Source organism: Arthrobacter sp. Soil_C_60 (genome assembly GCF_057656375.1).
The window spans coordinates 66,312-83,088 of record NZ_JBDGKM010000010.1 but is presented as its reverse complement, the minus strand read 5'-3'; the positions used below and the strand labels follow the sequence as shown (position 1 = coordinate 83,088).

At 66.3% G+C, this 16,777-nt stretch carries 16 protein-coding genes; 3 read left to right on the top strand and 13 right to left on the bottom strand.

The genetic code is table 11. The features are described 5' to 3' along the window. Window positions 1–83: 83 nt before the first annotated feature. The 10 genes from AC3A4M_RS18175 to AC3A4M_RS18130 all read right to left on the bottom strand — a co-directional run bounded on the left by AC3A4M_RS18175 (window position 84) and on the right by AC3A4M_RS18130 (window position 11,240). A complete protein-coding gene (locus tag AC3A4M_RS18175) occupies window positions 84–1,451 on the bottom strand; it encodes a M50 family metallopeptidase (protein WP_498737479.1) in 1,368 nt (455 codons plus the stop codon). Next, window positions 1,448–2,659 (bottom strand): 1-deoxy-D-xylulose-5-phosphate reductoisomerase, encoded by a 1,212-nt coding sequence (gene dxr, locus AC3A4M_RS18170; RefSeq protein ID WP_498737477.1) that lies wholly within the window; start codon window positions 2,657–2,659, stop codon window positions 1,448–1,450. The genes AC3A4M_RS18175 and dxr overlap by 4 nt, the downstream gene beginning before the upstream one ends. Window positions 2,660–2,779: 120 nt before the next feature. Then, window positions 2,780–3,445, bottom strand: coding sequence for an NAD(P)H-binding protein (locus tag AC3A4M_RS18165; RefSeq protein WP_498737475.1), 666 nt, complete (start codon window positions 3,443–3,445; stop codon window positions 2,780–2,782). 61 nt (window positions 3,446–3,506) lie between these two features. Beyond that, window positions 3,507–4,316: an HpcH/HpaI aldolase/citrate lyase family protein gene (locus AC3A4M_RS18160; protein ID WP_498737473.1), complete on the bottom strand. Its 810-nt coding sequence runs from the start codon at window positions 4,314–4,316 to the stop codon at window positions 3,507–3,509. Beyond that, on the bottom strand, window positions 4,316–4,870 hold the full coding sequence (locus AC3A4M_RS18155; RefSeq protein WP_498737471.1) for a MaoC family dehydratase: 555 nt from the start codon (window positions 4,868–4,870) through the stop codon (window positions 4,316–4,318). The genes AC3A4M_RS18160 and AC3A4M_RS18155 overlap by 1 nt, the downstream gene beginning before the upstream one ends. Continuing rightward, complete coding sequence (locus AC3A4M_RS18150; protein WP_498737469.1) at window positions 4,867–5,520, bottom strand: CoA transferase subunit B; 654 nt, start codon at window positions 5,518–5,520, stop codon at window positions 4,867–4,869. Before AC3A4M_RS18150 ends, AC3A4M_RS18155 begins: the two co-directional genes overlap by 4 nt. 2 nt (window positions 5,521–5,522) lie before the next feature. After that, the gene (locus AC3A4M_RS18145; RefSeq protein WP_498737467.1) at window positions 5,523–6,293 is read right to left on the bottom strand and encodes a CoA transferase subunit A; all 771 of its coding nucleotides are present in this window, start codon (window positions 6,291–6,293) and stop codon (window positions 5,523–5,525) included. Between the two features lie 39 nt (window positions 6,294–6,332). Continuing rightward, complete coding sequence (locus AC3A4M_RS18140) at window positions 6,333–7,508, bottom strand: acyl-CoA dehydrogenase family protein (RefSeq protein WP_498737465.1); 1,176 nt, start codon at window positions 7,506–7,508, stop codon at window positions 6,333–6,335. Further along, the gene (locus tag AC3A4M_RS18135) at window positions 7,501–9,630 is read right to left on the bottom strand and encodes an acetyl/propionyl/methylcrotonyl-CoA carboxylase subunit alpha (protein ID WP_498737464.1); all 2,130 of its coding nucleotides are present in this window, start codon (window positions 9,628–9,630) and stop codon (window positions 7,501–7,503) included. Before AC3A4M_RS18135 ends, AC3A4M_RS18140 begins: the two co-directional genes overlap by 8 nt. Before the next feature lie 5 nt (window positions 9,631–9,635). Further along, window positions 9,636–11,240 carry a carboxyl transferase domain-containing protein gene (locus AC3A4M_RS18130; RefSeq protein ID WP_498737462.1) on the bottom strand — a complete coding sequence of 535 codons (1,605 nt, stop codon included), beginning with the start codon at window positions 11,238–11,240 and terminating at the stop codon, window positions 9,636–9,638. A gap of 209 nt (window positions 11,241–11,449) precedes the next feature. Here AC3A4M_RS18130 and AC3A4M_RS18125 point away from each other — a divergent pair, with 209 nt between their 5' ends. Together AC3A4M_RS18125 and AC3A4M_RS18120 are read left to right on the top strand one after the other, a co-directional pair. Next, entirely contained in the window at window positions 11,450–12,061 is a 612-nt protein-coding gene (locus tag AC3A4M_RS18125) for an SACE_7040 family transcriptional regulator (RefSeq protein WP_498728591.1), read from the top strand. Window positions 12,062–12,095: 34 nt separating this feature from the next. Further along, complete coding sequence (locus tag AC3A4M_RS18120) at window positions 12,096–12,563, top strand: GNAT family N-acetyltransferase (protein ID WP_139005954.1); 468 nt, start codon at window positions 12,096–12,098, stop codon at window positions 12,561–12,563. Window positions 12,564–12,566: 3 nt separating this feature from the next. On the opposite strand, the gene AC3A4M_RS18115 is transcribed toward AC3A4M_RS18120, so the two are convergent. The 3 genes from AC3A4M_RS18115 to pdhA are packed head-to-tail and all read right to left on the bottom strand — an operon-like array spanning window position 12,567 to window position 16,083. Beyond that, a complete protein-coding gene (locus AC3A4M_RS18115) occupies window positions 12,567–13,979 on the bottom strand; it encodes a dihydrolipoamide acetyltransferase family protein (RefSeq protein WP_498737460.1) in 1,413 nt (470 codons plus the stop codon). Beyond that, on the bottom strand, window positions 13,979–14,989 hold the full coding sequence (locus AC3A4M_RS18110; protein ID WP_498728593.1) for an alpha-ketoacid dehydrogenase subunit beta: 1,011 nt from the start codon (window positions 14,987–14,989) through the stop codon (window positions 13,979–13,981). Before AC3A4M_RS18110 ends, AC3A4M_RS18115 begins: the two co-directional genes overlap by 1 nt. Next, window positions 14,986–16,083 (bottom strand): pyruvate dehydrogenase (acetyl-transferring) E1 component subunit alpha, encoded by a 1,098-nt coding sequence (gene pdhA, locus AC3A4M_RS18105; protein WP_498737459.1) that lies wholly within the window; start codon window positions 16,081–16,083, stop codon window positions 14,986–14,988. The genes AC3A4M_RS18110 and pdhA overlap by 4 nt, the downstream gene beginning before the upstream one ends. Before the next feature lie 213 nt (window positions 16,084–16,296). Here pdhA and AC3A4M_RS18100 point away from each other — a divergent pair, with 213 nt between their 5' ends. Then, window positions 16,297–16,776 carry an Lrp/AsnC family transcriptional regulator gene (locus AC3A4M_RS18100; protein WP_498737457.1) on the top strand — a complete coding sequence of 160 codons (480 nt, stop codon included), beginning with the start codon at window positions 16,297–16,299 and terminating at the stop codon, window positions 16,774–16,776. Window position 16,777 lies beyond the last annotated feature (1 nt).

Below are 16,777 nucleotides of genomic sequence, written 5' to 3'. Positions count from 1 at the left end.
ATACGTCGATTCTGCTGCCAGTGTATCCAGCGGCTCCGCCGTCGTTGTGGAGGTTCTGATGCAGGCGGTTCGGGCCTGCGCTGCTACCCGAAGATGTTGACCGGTTTGACGATGTCGGCGTAGATCAGCAGGGCGCCCATGCCCATCATCAGGATGGCCACCGCGTAGGTCAGCGGCAGCAATTTGGCAATGTCCACCGGGCCCGGATCCGGCCTGCGGAACAGCTTGGCGAAGCCGCGCCGAACTGCTTCCCACAGCGCCCCGGCGACGTGTCCGCCGTCGAGCGGCAAAAGCGGGATCAGGTTGAACACGAACAGGGCGAGATTCACCGAACCGACCAAACCGATCAGCGACGCCGCCCGTGCCTCGAAGGGAATTTCTTCCATGGCGCTGATCTCGCCGGCAATCCGGCCCACGCCCACCACGCTCATCGGCCCGTTGGGATCGCGCGGGGCATCGCTGAAGGCGGCCTCGGCAACGTCGGCCAGCCGCTGCGGCAGATTAAGCACGACGCCGGCAATCGCCTGCAGGTTCTCCCCCACCGCGGGCAGCACGGCCGTGACCGGCTGCGGCACCAGTTCCTGGGTCGAGCCCATGCCCACGAAGCCGACCTCTTCCATTACCGGGTCGCCGTTGGCATCGAGCACCAGCTCGTTGGAGTCGTCGAAGACCGGACGTTCCGAGAGCACGGGCGTGATGGTGGTGCTGATGCTCTGCCCGTCGCGCTCAAGCGTGATGGGCGTTGCCTGGCCGGCGGCGTCCCGGATCCAGCGGGTGAGTTCGTACCAGTCAGTTACCGGCTTTCCGTCGAAGGACGTGACGGTATCGCCGGGCAGGATTCCCGCGGCCGTTGCCGGTGCCTGCGGGTCCGACGGCAGGCAGTCGGTCTGCCCGGTTTCGGCCTGCTGCGCGGCGCTGACAACGCATTTGTTGACCTCGCTGATGGTGGTGCTGGGCTGCGCCGAGCCGAAGCCCACCATCACGATCCCGAGCAGGACCACGCCGATCACCAGGTTCACGAACGGGCCGCCGAGCATGATGATCATGCGCTTGTAGACCGGGAGCTTGTAGAACACGCGGTTGTCATCGCCCGGTTGCAGCCGTTCCGCCTCGGCCTGCCGGGCATCGTTGGCCAGCTGCTGGAAAATGCCGGTGCTGGACTGGCGCACTGATGCCGCCGCGCCGGACGCCGCCGCTCCCGCCTTGACCTTCGCCGGCGGGTACATACCGATCATGGAGACATAGCCGCCGAGCGGAATCGCCTTGACGCCGTACTCGGTTTCGCCCTTTTTCTTCGACCAGAGAGTCTTCCCGAAGCCCACCATGTACTGGGTGACCCGGACCTTGAACAGTTTGGCCGGCAGCAGGTGGCCCACTTCGTGCAGCGCGATGGAGAGCGCAATGCCCACCGCGACGAAGAGGACTCCGAGAATAAAGAGAAGTACGGTCACATCATTCCTAAACGTTTGCGGGCCTCGGTTCGTGCCCACGTTTCTGCCGCCAGCACGGACTCCACGGTCAGTTCGGCGGAGCCGGCGTGGTCGGCTACTACTGCGGCGACGGTATCCACGATATCCACAAAACCGATCCGGCCGTCGTGGAAGGCATCCACCGCTTCCTCGTTGGCAGCGTTGTAGACGGCCATGAAGGTGCTGCCCTGGGCGGCGGCCTGCTTGGCCAGCCGGACCGCGGGAAACACCTCGTCGTCCAGCGGCTCAAAGGTCCACGTCACCGCGTTGGACCAGTCGCACGGCCTCGCCGCCCCCGGAACCCGCTCCGGCCAGCCGAGCCCCAGCGCGATGGGCAGGCGCATATCCGGTGGCGACGCCTGGGCGATGGTCGAGCCATCCGCGAACTGGACCATGGAGTGGACCACGGACTGCGGGTGCACCACCACATCGATCTTCTCCAGCGGCACGTCGAAGAGCAGGTGCGCCTCGATGACTTCAAGCGCCTTGTTGACCATGGTGGCCGAATTCGTGGTCACCATCCGGCCCATGTCCCAGGTCGGGTGCGCCAGCGCCTGCTGCGGGGTCACGGCGCGCAGTTCGGCACGGGTCCTACCGCGGAACGGCCCGCCGGACGCGGTGACGATCAGCCGGTCCACCTCGGCCGCCGAGCCGGAGCGCAGCGCCTGGGCCAGTGCGGAATGCTCCGAGTCCACCGGAACCAGCTGGCCGGGTTTGGCCGCGCGCTTGACCAGCTCGCCGCCGGCGATGAGGGACTCCTTGTTCGCCAGCGCCAGCAGATGGCCGGCTTCCAGCGCAGCCAGGGTCGGCACTAGGCCGATCGAACCGGTAATGCCATTGAGTACGACGTCGGCATTCGGCCAGGCGGCGATCCTCGCCGACGCGTCGTGGCCGGCAAAGAGTTCCGGTTCGTAGCCGCTGATGCCTGCGTCTGCGGCCGCTGCCTTGATCGCCGTTGCCAGGTCCTCCCGCGTACCGTTGGCAATCCCTACGGCTTCCGCCCGGGTGTGGACGGCCTGCCGGGCAACCAGTTCCAGATTGCCGCCGCCGGCCGCTACGGCCGTCACCTCGAAACGCTCCGCGGCGCCGTCGATCACGTCGATGCCCTGGGTTCCGATGGAACCGGTGGACCCCAGCAGCACTACTTTCCGTGGTCGGCCGGCTGCCTCTGGGTCGCTAAGAAAATCCATGTCTTCCAGTATCCCGCACCCGACCGCGGCCGGAAGCACCCGGAGAAGAGGCAGCGCTCGGTGCGAGGGCACCGCACCGGGCGCTGGGACGGCTCAGAAATCTGCAGCAATCCTCCGCAACTAGGCGAAGGCGGCTACTGCTTCCTTGACCGGAACATCTCCGGAGATCAGGTTGAGCAGCTGGCGCTCACCGGCGCCCGTGCGCAGCAGTTCCGCCAGCACCGTGGCAACGTCGGCGCGCGGCACGGGACCGCGTTCCTCGACCAGGTCCAGGCGGACGAGACCGCTGCCGGCGTCGTCGGTCAGTTGGCCGGGACGGACGATGGTCCACTTCAGGTCGCGAGTTTTGAGGTCTTCTTCGGCTGCCAGCTTGGCCCGCAGGTAGGCAACGAAGACCTCGTCCATGCCCTCCGGGGTAGCGCCGCCGCGAACCAGGTCATTGCCCATCGAGGAAATCTGGATGAAGCGTTCGACGCCGGCGGCCTCGGCGGCATCCGCCAGCAGCACCGCGGCACCCAGGTCCACGGTTTCCTTCCGCTCGACCCCGCTGCCCGGCCCGGCTCCGGCTGCGAAGACCGCCGCATCGGCGCCCTTCAGGATTTTCGCGACCTCGTCCACCGAGGCGCTCTCCAGATCCACCACCTCGGGGATGGCGCCGTCCACCATCAGATCGGCGCTCTGCTCCGGTTTGCGGATCAGCCCCACCACCTCATGCTGGTCCGCGGCCAGGATCCTGGTCAGTTCGCGTGCGATTTTTCCATGTCCACCTGCAATAACTATGCGCATGACCGGTGCAACCACACTTCGCTGCAGGCTATTCCAACCCGGCGCTCGTCCTCGTTTCCCGTCATCCTGCCAGCCCGGCCCGGCGCAGGGTCTGCTCGGCGTGCTTGATCAGCGGGCCGTCCACCATCTTGCCGCGGAAACGGAACACACCCGGTTCCGTCCGGGCCGCCTCCAGCAGCGCCGCGGCATCGGCGACGGCCGCCTCGGAAGGGAGGTATGCGGCGCGGATGACCGGTATCTGGCTTGGATGGATCACGGCCTTGGCTCCGAATCCGCAGGCCACGGCGTCGTCGGCCTCGGCAGCCAGTCCGTCCAGATCCGGAATGTCCACGTAGACCGAATCGATGGCCGTCTTGCCGTAGGCGCCAGCCGCCAGCAGGACCTGCGAGCGCGCCTGCCGGGCGACGTCCCGGTACGTTCCGGCGGGGTTCCGGCTGGAGGTTCCGCCGAGCGAGGCCAGCAGGTCTTCCGCGCCCCACATCAGCGCGACGACGTTCCCGGTGCGCGCGATGTCCGGGGCGGCAAGGATGCCCAGCGCCGTCTCGCACAGCGCCACGACGCCGTACCCTGCCAGCCCGGCAATGGCCTCCGCGTTCTCCGATTTGGCCAGCATGATGGTGGTGTAGCCGGTACGCTGCAGTGCCGCCATGTCCAAGGCGTGGTCTTCGGTTCCGAGCGGATTGACCCGCACGATGGTCCGCTCCGGATCCAGCGGGTTGTCGACGACGGCTTGCCGGGCCTGCGCCCGATCCGCCGGTGCCACGGCGTCCTCCAGGTCCAGGATGACCGCATCCGCGCGGTCCGCCGCCTTGGCATATCGCTCGGGCCGGTCCGCGGGACAGAACAGGATGGCCGGGCCCATGGTAAACATCAGCCGAGCTCCTGGTTCCGGAAGCGGTTCCTGGCCTCCGGCTCGGTCTGGCTCTGCCGGTGCCCTTCTTCGGTCCACATCAGGCAACTGCGGACCGCCGTGGCGACAATGTCCTCGTGCTGGTTCCGGCCGGTATGGCTCATGGTGACAATCCCCTGGCCGCGCCGCGAGGCCGAGAGCCGTTTGTCCGTCACGATCGTCTCCGTGTACAGCGTGTCGCCGTGGAAGAGCGGATGCGGAAAGTTGATGTCCGTCAGTCCCAGCTGGGCCACGATGGTGCCCTGCGTGAGCTGGGTAACGGATTGGCCCACCACAGTGGCGAGCGTAAACATGGAGTTCACCAGCCGCTGCCCGAACGGCTGCGACGCGGACCAGTCGGCGTCCAGGTGCAGGGCCTGGCTGTTCATGGTCATCGTGGTGAACAGGACGTTGTCCGCTTCGGTGATGGTCCGGCCCGGCCGGTGCGCGTAGACGGTGCCGGGCTGGAGCTCGTCGTAGTAGAGGCCGCGCTGCGTGATGGTGGTCCGCAGATCCTCGCCGCTTCCGGTGCTCATACGTCGTCGACCTCGTGCTCCTCGATGTTCAGGTCCGCACCAGTGGCGGCCACGACCTCGTCCACGCCGACGCCCGGCGCTACTTCACGCAGCACCAGTCCGTCTTCGGTCACATCGATGACGGCCAGGTCGGTGATGATCCGGTCCACGCAGCCCTTGCCGGTCAGCGGGAGCGAGCAGCTCTTGAGGATCTTCGGGTTGCCCTTCCGGTCCACGTGCTCCATCATCACGATCAGCCGCTTGGCGCCGAAGACCAGGTCCATGGCCCCGCCCATGCCCTTGACCATCTTGCCCGGCACCATCCAGTTGGCCAGGTCTCCGTTTTCGGCGACTTCCATCGCGCCGAGGACCGCCACGTCCACGTGTCCGCCGCGGACCATGCCGAAGGAGGTCGCCGAGTCGAAGATCGCCGCACCCCGGTTGAGCGTGACCGTTTCCTTGCCGGCGTTGATCAGATCCGGGTCAAGGTTCTCCTCGGTGGGATAGGGCCCGACGCCGAGAATGCCGTTCTCGGAATGCAGCACCACCTCCACGCCGTCGGGAATGTAATTGGGGATGAGGGTGGGCATCCCGATGCCTAGGTTCACGTACTGGCCGTTGCGCAGCTCCTTGGCTACGCGGGCGGCGAGTTCGGTGCGCGTCAGTGCCATCGTCAGTTCCCCTTCCCCGTGCCGGCCTCGGTGACCGTACGCTTCTCGATCCGTTTCTCCACGTCACCGGCCACCACCACGCGCTGGACGAAGATACCCGGCGTGTGGATGTGCTGCGGATCCAGCTCGCCCGGTTCCACCAGTTCCTCCACCTCGGCGATGGTGACTTTGCCTGCCATCGCCGCCAGCGGATTGAAGTTCATCGCGGTCACGTGGAAGACCAGGTTGCCCAGCCGGTCGCCCTTCCATGCATGCACCAGACCGAAGTCCGGCCGCAGCGACTCTTCGAGCACGTAGTCCGCGCCGCCGAAGCTCCGCACCTCCTTAGGTGCCGAAGCAATCGCAACGTTCCCCTCGGCGTCGTACTTTTGCGGCAGTCCCCCCTCGCTGACCTGTGTGCCGACCCCCGCCGTCGTATAGAAGGCCGGAATGCCGGCGCCGCCGGCGCGCAGTTTCTCGGCCAGCGTGCCCTGCGGGGTCAGCTCCACCTCGAGTTCGCCGGCGAGGTATTGCCGCGCGAACTCCTTGTTCTCGCCCACATAGGAGCTGATGGTCCGGCGGATCCTGCCGTCCGCCAGCAGCACGCCGAGACCCCAGTCGTCCACGCCGCAGTTGTTGCTGATGGTTTCCAGGTCCTTGGTGCCGCGGTCGTGGAGGGCCTGGATCAGGGTCACCGGGATGCCGCACAGGCCGAAACCTCCCACGGCCAGCGAGGCCCCGTCCTGGATATCGGCCACGGCTTCCGCCGCGCTGCCTACAACCTTCTTAATCACGTTGTCCCTAGCCTTCCGTCGATCGTGGCTGGTGCGCGGTCAGAGCCCCAGTTCGCGGGCGATGAGCATCAGCTGCACCTCGGTGGTCCCTTCGCCGATTTCAAGAATCTTCGAGTCCCGGTAATGCCGTGCCACCCGGGACTCATTGATGAACCCGAACCCGCCGAAGATCTGCGTGGCGTCGCGGGCGTTGTCCATGGCCGCTTCGCCTGCCACCATCTTTGCAATAGCGGAGTGGGTTTTGAAGGGCTTGCCGGCAAGCATCCTCGCCGCGGCGTCGTAGTAGGCCAGCCGGGCGGTGTGGGCGCGGGCCTTCATGCGGGCGATCTTGAACTGGATCGCCTGGAAGGAACCGATATTGGTCCCGAAGGCCTGGCGGTCCTTGGCGTACCGCACCGATTCGTCCACGCAGCCCTGCGCCGCGCCGGTGGCGAGCGCGGCGATCGCGATGCGGCCCTCGTCCAGGATCTGCAGGAAGTTGGCGTAGCCCCGCCCGCGCTCCCCCAGGAGGTTGGCTTCGGGCACATGCACGTCCTTCAACGTGAGCGGATGCGTGTCCGACGCATTCCAGCCGACCTTGTTGTAGGCCTTCTCCGCGGTAAAGCCGGGCGTGTCCGTAGGCACCAGGATGGTGGAGATTTCCTTCTTGGTGGTCCCGTCCTGCCGCTCCGAGGTGCCCGTGACCGCCGTGACGGTGACCAGCTTGGTGATGTCCGTGCCGGAGTTGGTGATGAACTCCTTGCTCCCGTTGATGACCCATTGGCTGCCCTGGTCCCCTGCCACCAGCTGGGCCCGGGTCTTGGTGCCGCCCGCGTCCGATCCGGCCTCGGGTTCCGTCAGGCCGAAGCCGGCGAGCGCCTGGCCGCTGGCGAGCATGGGCAGCCACGCAGCCTTCTGCTCCTCCGTGCCGAAGCGGTAGATCGGCATGGCGCCCAGCGAGACGCCGGCCTCCAGAGTGATGGCCACCGACTGGTCCACCCGGCCCAGCTCCTCCAAGGCCAGCGCCAGCGCGAAGTAGTCCCCGCCCATGCCGCCGTATTCTTCCGGGAAGGGCAGCCCGAAAAGGCCCATCTCGCCCATCTGTTTGACCACCTCGTAGGGGAAGGTGTGGTCTTCGTCGTGTTTGGCGGACACCGGGGCCACTACTTGGTCGGCGAAGTCCCGGACGGTGTCCACCAGGTCCTGGTGGTCCTCGCTGAGGGAAAAATCAGGCATGCTCGGCTTCCTTCTGTTCCGTTGCTTCCGTCCCGCCGGCAGGATCTGCTGCGGCGACGACGGCGACAATCTGGCCGGCTTTGACCAGATCGCCGGGTTTGAGATGGACACTTACTTCTCCGGCCACGGCCGCGGTGAGCTGGTGCTCCATTTTCATGGCTTCCACGGTCAGCACGGTCTGCCCTGCCTCCACGTGGTCCCCGTTGCTCACGGCGACGGCGGTCACGGTGCCCGGCATCGGCGAGCGCACCTCGGGTGACAGCTCGCCCTCCTCGCGGTGGATCCGCTCCAGCGCCTCGGCCAGGCGGCGCTTCCGGTCCCGTACCGTCAACGCGGCACTGAAGCCGGCGTCGGCGAGCCAGACCGTGCCGGTGCCGGGATCCACGGCGTGGCGGAAGGGCTTGCGCACCCCATTGACGACAGCGGCGCCCGCCTCATGCTCAAGGCTCACCTTAAAGCTGCTCCCGGCTACTTCCACACGGAAGCTTGCCAGGCTGCCCGGGCTCCCGGAATCCAGTCGGGTCAGCGCAACCTCGCGCGGTTCCCCGTGGGGCATGGCAAAACTGATCACGGTGGGCACGGCGCCGCCCACCCGCCAGCCATCGCCGGCGGTCCACGGGGAATCAGCCCGCAGGGAGCCAGACTGCGGGGAGCCAGCCCTCAGGGACTCCGGCGGCCCGGTTTCCTGCCTGGCCCGTCTGCCCTCCAGCCAGGCCACCCCGGCAACCGCGAGTTCGCCGTCGCTGATCCGGCGGAACGCCAGGTGCGGCAGTTTCCGTTCGATGAGCGTGGTGTCCAGGCGGCCGGCGCGCACGTCGTCGTCGTTCAGGAGCAGCCGCAGGTACTCGACGTTGTTGGGCACGCCCAGCACCACGGTCTCCCCCAGCGCCCGGTCCAGCCGGTCCAGCGCCTCCTCCCGGTCCTCGCCCCAGGCAATGACCTTGGCGAGCATCGGGTCGTAGCTGCTGGAAATTTCGAGCCCGGGCAGCAGCGAACTGTCCACCCGGATGCCGTCGCCGGATGCTTCGTGCAGCGCCAGCACCGTACCCGCGGAGGGCAGGAAGTCCTGTTCCGGATTCTCCGCATACAGGCGCGCTTCCACCGCATGTCCGATGAGAACGACATCGGACTGGGCTATCGTCAGCTGCCCGCCTGCTGCGATGCGCAGCTGCCATTCGACCAGATCCAGCCCGGTGACCAGTTCCGTCACCGGGTGCTCCACCTGCAGCCGGGTGTTCATCTCCATAAAGTAGAACTCGTCCGGCGCCTCGTCGGAGACCAGGAATTCGACCGTGCCGGCCCCGCTGTAGTCCACGCTGCGGGCGGCGTTGCACGCGGCCTCGCCGATCCGGGCGCGGGTGGCCTCGTCGAGCAGCGGCGAGGGGGCTTCCTCGATCACCTTCTGGTGCCGGCGCTGGAGGGAGCATTCGCGTTCGCCCAGGTGGATGACGTTGCCGTGGTTGTCGGCCAGAACCTGCACCTCAATATGGCGCGGGCTGCGGATCAGCTTCTCCAGGAACAGCGTGTCGTCCCCGAAGGCGGACGCAGCCACACGGCGGGCAGTGGCCAGGGTCGCCGGCAGCTGGTCCGGGCCGTCCACAACGTGCATGCCCTTCCCGCCGCCGCCGGCCGAAGGCTTGATCAGCAGCGGGTAGCCCACGCCGTCGGCCGCATTGACCAGCTGCTCATCGCTCAGCCCGGGTTCGGCCAGGCCGGGCACCACCGGCACTTGGTAGCCGGCCACGTGGTTCTTGGACCGGATCTTGTCCCCCATAACGCCGATGGCCTTCACGTTCGGCCCGATGAAGGTGATGCCGGCGGCCTCCAGCGCCTCGGCAAAGGCGAGGCTTTCGCTCAGGAAACCGTAGCCCGGGTGGACGGCCTCGGCGCCGGTTTCGCGGCAGGCGGAGATGATGGCCTCGATGTTCAGGTAGCTGGCCGTCGGCGCCGGCGGGCCGATCCTGACCGCAAGGTCGGCTTCGCGCACGTGCCGGGCATCGGCGTCGGCGTCGGAATAGACGGCGACCGTTCTGATGCCCAGCCGGCGGCAGGTGCGGATCACCCGGCAGGCTATTTCCCCGCGGTTGGCGATCAGTACCGTAGTGAAGAGCTGTTCGGGCATGGCGCTCACATTCTGAACAGGCCGAAGGACGTCTCCGGCAGCGGCTGGCGGGCACAGACATCCAGCGCGAGGCCAAGGACCCGGCGCGTGTCCGCCGGGTCGATGATCCCGTCATCCCAGATCCTGGCGGTGGAATAGTATGGGTTGCCCTGCGCCTCGTACTGCTCGCGGATGGGTGCCTTGAAGGCTTCCTCCTCCGCGGCCGGCCATTCGCCGCCCGCGGCTTCGATCTGGTCGCGCTTGACGGTGGAGAGTACCGACGAGGCCTGATTGCCGCCCATCACAGAGATCCGGCTGGCCGGCCACATCCAAAGGAAACGCGGCGAGTAGGCGCGCCCGCACATGGAGTAGTTGCCCGCGCCGAACGAGCCGCCGATGATGACGGTCAATTTGGGCACGCGGGCGGTGGCGACGGCGGTGACCATCTTGGCACCGTGTTTGGCGATGCCGCCTGCCTCGTAATCGCGGCCGACCATGAACCCGGAGAGGTTCTGCAGGAAAACCAGCGGGATGCCGCGCTGGTCGCAGAGCTCGATGAAGTGGGCCCCCTTGAGCGCGGACTCGCTGAACAGCACGCCGTTATTGGCCACGATCCCGACTTGGTGCCCGTGGATCCGGGCGAAGCCGGTGACCAGCGTGGCCCCGTACTCCCGCTTGAACTCGTGGAACAGGCTCCCGTCCACCACCCGGGCGATTACCTCCCGGACGTCGTAGGAGGCGTTCACATCCGTGGGGACCGTCCCATAGAGCTCCGTGGGATCGGCCGACGGCGGTTCGGCGGCTGCCACGTCCCAGGCCGGCTCGACTACGGGCAGGGTGGAAACGATGTCCCGGACGATTTCCAGGGCGTGCTGGTCCGTTTCGGCCAGATGGTCCGTTACGCCGGAGACCTTGGCGTGGACGTCCCCGCCGCCGAGGTCCTCGGCACTGACCACTTCGCCGATGGCAGCCTTCACCAGTGGCGGACCACCCAGGAAGATGGTGCCCTGGTTGCGTACGATGACGCTTTCGTCGCTCATCGCCGGCACGTAGGCCCCGCCGGCCGTGCAGGAACCCAGGACGGCCGCGATCTGCGGAATCTTGCGCGCCGAGAGATTGGCCTGGTTGTAGAAGATCCGGCCGAAATGCTCCCGGTCAGGAAAGACCTCGTCCTGTTTGGGCAGGAAGGCTCCGCCGGAATCCACCAAGTAGATGCACGGCAGGTTGTTTTCCAGCGCCACTTCCTGGGCCCGCAGGTGCTTCTTCACCGTCATCGGGTAATAGGTTCCGCCCTTGACCGTGGCGTCATTGGAGATCACCAGGACATGGCGCCCGTGCACGAGCCCGATCCCGGTGATGATCCCGGCGCCGGGCGAATCGCCGTCGTACATTCCGTCCGCGGCCAGCGGTGAGAGCTCCAGGAAGGGGCTGCCCGCGTCCAGCAGGGCATCGACGCGCTCGCGCGGCAGCAGTTTGCCGCGGTCCACGTGGCGCCGCCGGGACTTTTCCGGACCGCCAAGCGCCGCCGTCGCGAGCTTGCCGCGCAGTTCCTCAACCAGTGCGCATTGCGCCGCTTCGTTCTCCAGGTAGCCCGGGCTGGTAGTGTCCACCCGGGAAGGCAGTGTCTCCATCGACATCTTTCTTCGCGCGGTAGGTGCCGTTTTCCAGTCCCGCTGCCGTTCAGCAAGCTGGCCAACGAAACGCTTTTGGTTAGTCTGTACTAACTGAAATTCAGGTTAGTTCGCGTTAACCGGATTGTCCAGCATTCATCCGAACAGGAGGGACGTACGTGTCCCCTAGCTCAGCCACCGGAACCGGCTCACCAGCGGGCCCAGGGCCTGTGGCCAGTGCCGACACGGGCAGGGTCACCGGCCGGAGCCTGGCGAAGGCCTCGCGCCGCGCGGCCCTGCTGAGCGCCGCCGCGAAACTCTTCGCGGAGCGCGGCTTCAACGGCGTCTCGATCGAGGACCTCGGCTCCGCCGCGGGTGTCAGCGGTCCCGCCGTCTACCGGCACTTCAGCAGCAAGCATGCGGTGCTGTCCGCCCTGCTGACCGGGGTGAGCCAGGACCTGCTCGACGGCGGAAAGGCCGTGGTGGAAAATTCCCCCGGTCCCGAAGAGGCCCTGCGCGGACTGATCGAATTCCAGGTGGACTTTGCCCTGCGCAATCCGGACGTCATCCGTGTCCACGACCGCGATCTGGACAGCTTGCCGCCGGAGGATTCACAGACCGTGCGGGCCCTCCAGCGGGCCTACGTCGAAGTCTGGGTTGCTGTCCTTTCCCGGCTGCTTCCCGAGCACGAGCCCGCCCGCTTGCGGGTGCGCGCCCATGCCGCCTTCGGCCTGATCAACTCCACGCCGCACACCACCCACCGGGGCAAGGCGGTGCGCGACAAGGCGTGGCGGCGCAATCTGCTGGAAACAATGGCATGGGCGGCGCTGAAAGCCGAGTAGGCTTCAATAAAGACCCCTAGCCGAAAGGTTCGCCATGATTGAGCTTCGCCCCGTGGAACCTGCCGACCTCGACAAGTTCTTCGAGTACCAGCAGGATCCCGACTCCAACCGTATGGCTGCTTTCACCGCCAAAAATCCCTCCGACCGTGGAGTTTTCAACCACCACTGGCAGAACATCCTCAACGACGAGGCCATCACTGTCCGCACCGTCACCGCCGACGGCGAAGTGGTTGGCAGCGTCATGGCCTACCCCTCGGACGGCTACCCGGAACTGACGTTCTGGACCGCGAAGTCGCACTGGGGGCACGGCATCACCACGGCAGCGGTGGAGAAGTTCCTCGGCGAATTCACCGCCCGCCCCATCCGCGCACGGGCCGTCAAGGACAACCTGGGCTCCATCAAGGTCCTGGAGAAGGCCGGCTTCAAGGCCATCGGCGAGGCCCAGGGCTTTGCCAACGCCCGGGCCGCCGTGGTCACCGAAGAAATCCTGGAACTGGTCTAGCCCTCACACCATCGTCAGGACCATCCCCGGCTCGGCCAGGATGGTCCCGACGTCGGCCAGGAACGTCGCCCCCTGCTGTCCGTCCACGAGGCGGTGGTCGAAGGACAGGCTGAGCGTGACAACCTGGCGCAGGGCAATGCCGCCCTGGTATTCCCAAGGTTGCCTGCGGACCGAGCCCATGGCCAGGATCGCCGCCTCCCCCGGATTGATGATGGGTGTGCCGGCGTCGATGCCGAAGACACCGATGTTCGTGATCGAAATGGTTCCGCCGGACAAGTCTGCCGGGACTGTCTTCCCCGATCTTGCCGCGCCCGTCAGCTCCCCCAGTGCCTGTGCGAGTTGACGCAGGTCCATTGTGTTAGCGTCCTTGATGTTGGGCACGATCAGTCCGCGTTCGGTCGCGGCGGCGATGCCCAGATTCACATAATTCTGCCGGATGATCTCCTGGTTGTCCTCGTCCCAGCGCCAGTTCAGCGAGGGATTACGCTCCAGCGCGATGCACATAGCCTTGGCCAGGACGGTCAACGGCGTGACCTTGATGTCCCTGAAGGCACGGCTCTCCCGCAGTTTGGCCAGCAGCTCCATCGTCGGCGTGACATCCACGGTCAGGAACGACGTGGCATGCGGGGCAGTAAAGGCGCTGGCCACCATCGCGGCGGCGGTATGCTTCCGCACGCCCTTGATCGGAATGCGGCTTTCGCGCTCCGCGGCACCCGCCAGCCATCCCCCCGCCCGCGTGGTGGCGGCTTCAGCCGGCTGCTCCTTACCTCGTTCGCCGTCTCCACCAGCGCCGGCGTGGAAACGCTCGACGTCGGCCCGCGTGATCAACCCCTGCTCACCCGTTCCGGTTACCTTAGCGAGATCAATACCCAGATCCCGGGCCAGCTTGCGGACCGGAGGAGTGGACCGCGGCCGCTCCTGCACGGATTCCGCCCCCTCCCCGGCGGGCCCGGCGGTCGCTGCAACAACGGATTCGCGTGCCCGAAGCGTGCTGTCCGCCGCAACCGCTCCCCCTGCGTCCACGGCACCGGCACGACGGCGGCGCCTGGGCGCGCCTGCTGCTTCGGCCCGTGCGCCGTACCCCACCAGATTCGCCTCGCGGCCACCCGCCGTGGCGGTTGCCGACGCGTTCGACGATTGGCCACCGGTGCCGTTCTCGGACGGGTCGCCGGAGCCGGCCACTTCGAAGGAGACAATCGGTTCTCCCACGTTGACCGTACTGCCCGGTGCTTCATGCAGGGCGGTGATAACGCCGGCAAACGGGGACGGCAATTCCACGACGGCCTTGGCGGTTTCCACTTCGCCCAGGATCTGGTTCAGCTCCACCCTGTCGCCCTCGGCAACGTGCCAGCTGACGATTTCCGACTCGGTGAGCCCTTCGCCCAGATCCGGCAGCTTAAAAACCTTGATTCCCATCAATTCCCCTCCAGCCCGCTGAGCGAATTCGTCCGGCCCAGGACGCGGTCCACGCCATCCAGAATCCGGTCCAGATCGGGAAGATGGTGGTGTTCCATCTTTGCCGGCGGGTAGGGAATATCGAATCCGGTGACACGGACGGGTGCGTGTTCCAGATGGTAGAAGCACCGTTCGGTGATGCTCGCCGCCACCTCCGCACCGAGCCCTCCGGTCATGGCCGCTTCATGGGTGATGACCAGGCGGCCGGTCTTGCGGACCGAGCTCTCCAGTGTGGCGAAGTCCAGCGGGGAGAGCGAGCGCAGGTCGATGACTTCCACCGAGATACCTTCTTCCCGCGCGGCCAGGGCAGCGTCCTTGGCAACCTGCACCAGGGCGCCGTACGCCACCAGGGTCACGTCTTCGCCGGGGATCTCCACGCGAGCCTGCTCGAGGGAGAAGGATTCCAGGTCAACCTCTTCGTCCACCTCCCCCTTGACGTGGTACCGCCGCTTGGGTTCGAAGAAGAGCACCGGGTCATCGCAGGCTATGGCCTGCTGGATCATCGCGAATGCATCCTGCGGATTGGATACCGAGATCACCCGCAGGCCGGAGGTATGCATGAAATAAGCCTCCGGCGATTCCGAATGATGCTCCGCCGCTCCGATTCCGCCGCCGAACGGAACCCGGATAGTCAGCGGCATCTTGACCCTCCCCTGGGTGCGGTAGTGCAGTTTGGCTACCTGGCTCACTATCTGGTTGAAGGCCGGATAGATGAACCCGTCAAACTGTATTTCGCACACCGGCCGGTATCCGCGGTACGCCATACCCACGGCTGTACCCAGAATGGCGGATTCCGCCAGCGGGGCATCGATGACCCGGTGGGCACCGAAGTCTTTCTGCAGTTCATCGGTAATGCGGAAGACACCGCCCAGCTTGCCGATGTCTTCGCCGATCAGCACGACCTTGGAATCATGTTCCATCGCCTTGCGCAGGCCGGTATTGATAGCCCGACCAAAAGTCATGGTGCTCATCGCGTGCCTCCCCCTGCCGCCTCGAACGAGGCGAGATAACGGGAATAGTGCTCCCGTTGGCGCTCCAGCACCGGGTGCGGTGTGGTGTAGACGTTATTGAAGACGTCCAGTTCGCCGGGCTCTGGCAGGGTCACACAGCCGTGCCGCAGTAGCCCGGCGACCTCGTCCGCCTTGGCGTTCACCCGATCGGTGAAGTCACCGGCCAACAGCCCTTCGGCGTCCAGCAGTCTGGCCAGCCGGTCGATCGGATCGCGGCCCTTCCAGTCTTCAAGTTCGTTCGGGTCCCGGTATCTGGTGGGATCGTCCGCCGTCGTATGCGGACCCATGCGGTAGGTGACCGCCTCGATAAAGCTCGGCCCGCCGCCGCTGCGCGCCCGCTCCAAAGCCTCGCGCGTCACGGCCATGCAGCCGAGGACATCGTTGCCGTCCACACGCACGCTCGGAATGCCGAAGCCGGGGGCACGGTCCGCGATGTCCCGCTGCGCCTGGAGGGTGACCGGTTCCGAAATGGCCCACTGGTTGTTCTGGCAAAAGAAGACCACCGGCGCCTGGAAGCTGGCAGCGAAGACCATGGCCTCGTTGACGTCGCCCTGGCTGGTGGCCCCGTCGCCGAAATACGCTACGGCGACAGAGTCTGCGCCGTCCAACTTGGTGGCCATGGCGTAGCCGGTTGCGTGCAGGGTCTGGGCCCCGATAATTACCTGCGGCGTGGCCATGTTGATCTCATACGGGTCCCAGCCGGAGGGTGCGTTCCCGCGCCAGACTCTGATCATGTCCGTGTAGTCGACCCCGCGGCAATAGGCCACGCCATTCTCGCGGTAGCTGGAAAAGACGAAATCGTCCTGGCGGAGCGCGCGGCCCGATCCGATCTGCGCCGCCTCCTGCCCCAGCAACGGGGGCCAGAGCGCCAGTTCACCCTGTCGCTGCAGGGCGGTCGCCTCCTGGTCTACCCGGCGCACCACCACCATGTCTTCGTACAGCCCCTGGAGGCGGGCCCCGTCGATATCCGCTACCCATTCATCGTAAGGACCGGCAGCCCGGGTTCCCTCCGGTGTCAGCAGCTGGACGAGATTTTCCCCGGATACTGACCTCATGCCATGTAAGGACACTTGATGCACGCAACCTTTTCTCGTTGTGTCGGTCCCGCGGATCTTGTGGATCCGGCGGCACCTTTGCAGACCTTCCGGCGCCTTTGCCGGCAGGTAGTTGTGACGATACTCACAGAATGCAGCAAGCGCAATAACCCCAGCCAAAACTGGGCATTATGCTCTGTCGCAGCAGTTTTGACCGTGCTAACGTTGCGCATTATGCAGCCTCTGGATGGCACCGACACGCGATTGCTGATGGCCTTGGCGCAGGACCCGCGGCGTACCGTCGTGGCCCTGGCCCAAGAGCTGGGACTGTCGCGCAATACGGTCCAGGCCCGCATGAGCCAGCTGGAGAAGAAATCCGTTTTCCTCTCCTTCGACCGCCGCATCAGTCCGGCTGCCCTCGGCTACCCGCTTGCTGCCTTCATCCACATCCACGTCCAGCAGCCCAAGCTGGAGCAGATCACTAACGAGCTGGCCCTGATTCCCGAGGTACTGGAGGCCTTCGGCATTACCGGACAGGCCGACATCCTGGCCCGGGTAGTCTCCACCGGCGCCGAAGACCTGTTCCGGATCAACGGGAAGGTCCTGGCCATCGACGGCGTGGAGCGCACGGACACTTCGCTGGCCATGCATGAGCTGGTGCCGTTCCGCATCGGGCCGCTGCTGCAGCGCGCCGGCGGACCGGACGCGGACTGAC

Coding starts and splice junctions, on each gene's coding strand:
- dxr (WP_498737477.1), bottom strand. CDS start 2,659: ATGGATTTTCTTAGCGACCCAGAGGCAGCCGGCCGACCACGGAAAGTA.
- AC3A4M_RS18165 (WP_498737475.1), bottom strand. CDS start 3,445: ATGCGCATAGTTATTGCAGGTGGACATGGAAAAATCGCACGCGAACTG.
- AC3A4M_RS18160 (WP_498737473.1), bottom strand. CDS start 4,316: ATGTTTACCATGGGCCCGGCCATCCTGTTCTGTCCCGCGGACCGGCCC.
- AC3A4M_RS18155 (WP_498737471.1), bottom strand. CDS start 4,870: ATGAGCACCGGAAGCGGCGAGGATCTGCGGACCACCATCACGCAGCGC.
- AC3A4M_RS18150 (WP_498737469.1), bottom strand. CDS start 5,520: ATGGCACTGACGCGCACCGAACTCGCCGCCCGCGTAGCCAAGGAGCTG.
- AC3A4M_RS18140 (WP_498737465.1), bottom strand. CDS start 7,508: ATGCCTGATTTTTCCCTCAGCGAGGACCACCAGGACCTGGTGGACACC.
- AC3A4M_RS18135 (WP_498737464.1), bottom strand. CDS start 9,630: ATGCCCGAACAGCTCTTCACTACGGTACTGATCGCCAACCGCGGGGAA.
- AC3A4M_RS18130 (WP_498737462.1), bottom strand. CDS start 11,240: ATGGAGACACTGCCTTCCCGGGTGGACACTACCAGCCCGGGCTACCTG.
- AC3A4M_RS18120 (WP_139005954.1), top strand. CDS start 12,096: ATGATTGAGCTTCGCCCCGTGGAACCTGCCGACCTCGACAAGTTCTTC.
- AC3A4M_RS18115 (WP_498737460.1), bottom strand. CDS start 13,979: ATGGGAATCAAGGTTTTTAAGCTGCCGGATCTGGGCGAAGGGCTCACC.
- AC3A4M_RS18110 (WP_498728593.1), bottom strand. CDS start 14,989: ATGAGCACCATGACTTTTGGTCGGGCTATCAATACCGGCCTGCGCAAG.
- pdhA (WP_498737459.1), bottom strand. CDS start 16,083: ATGAGGTCAGTATCCGGGGAAAATCTCGTCCAGCTGCTGACACCGGAG.
- AC3A4M_RS18100 (WP_498737457.1), top strand. CDS start 16,297: ATGCAGCCTCTGGATGGCACCGACACGCGATTGCTGATGGCCTTGGCG.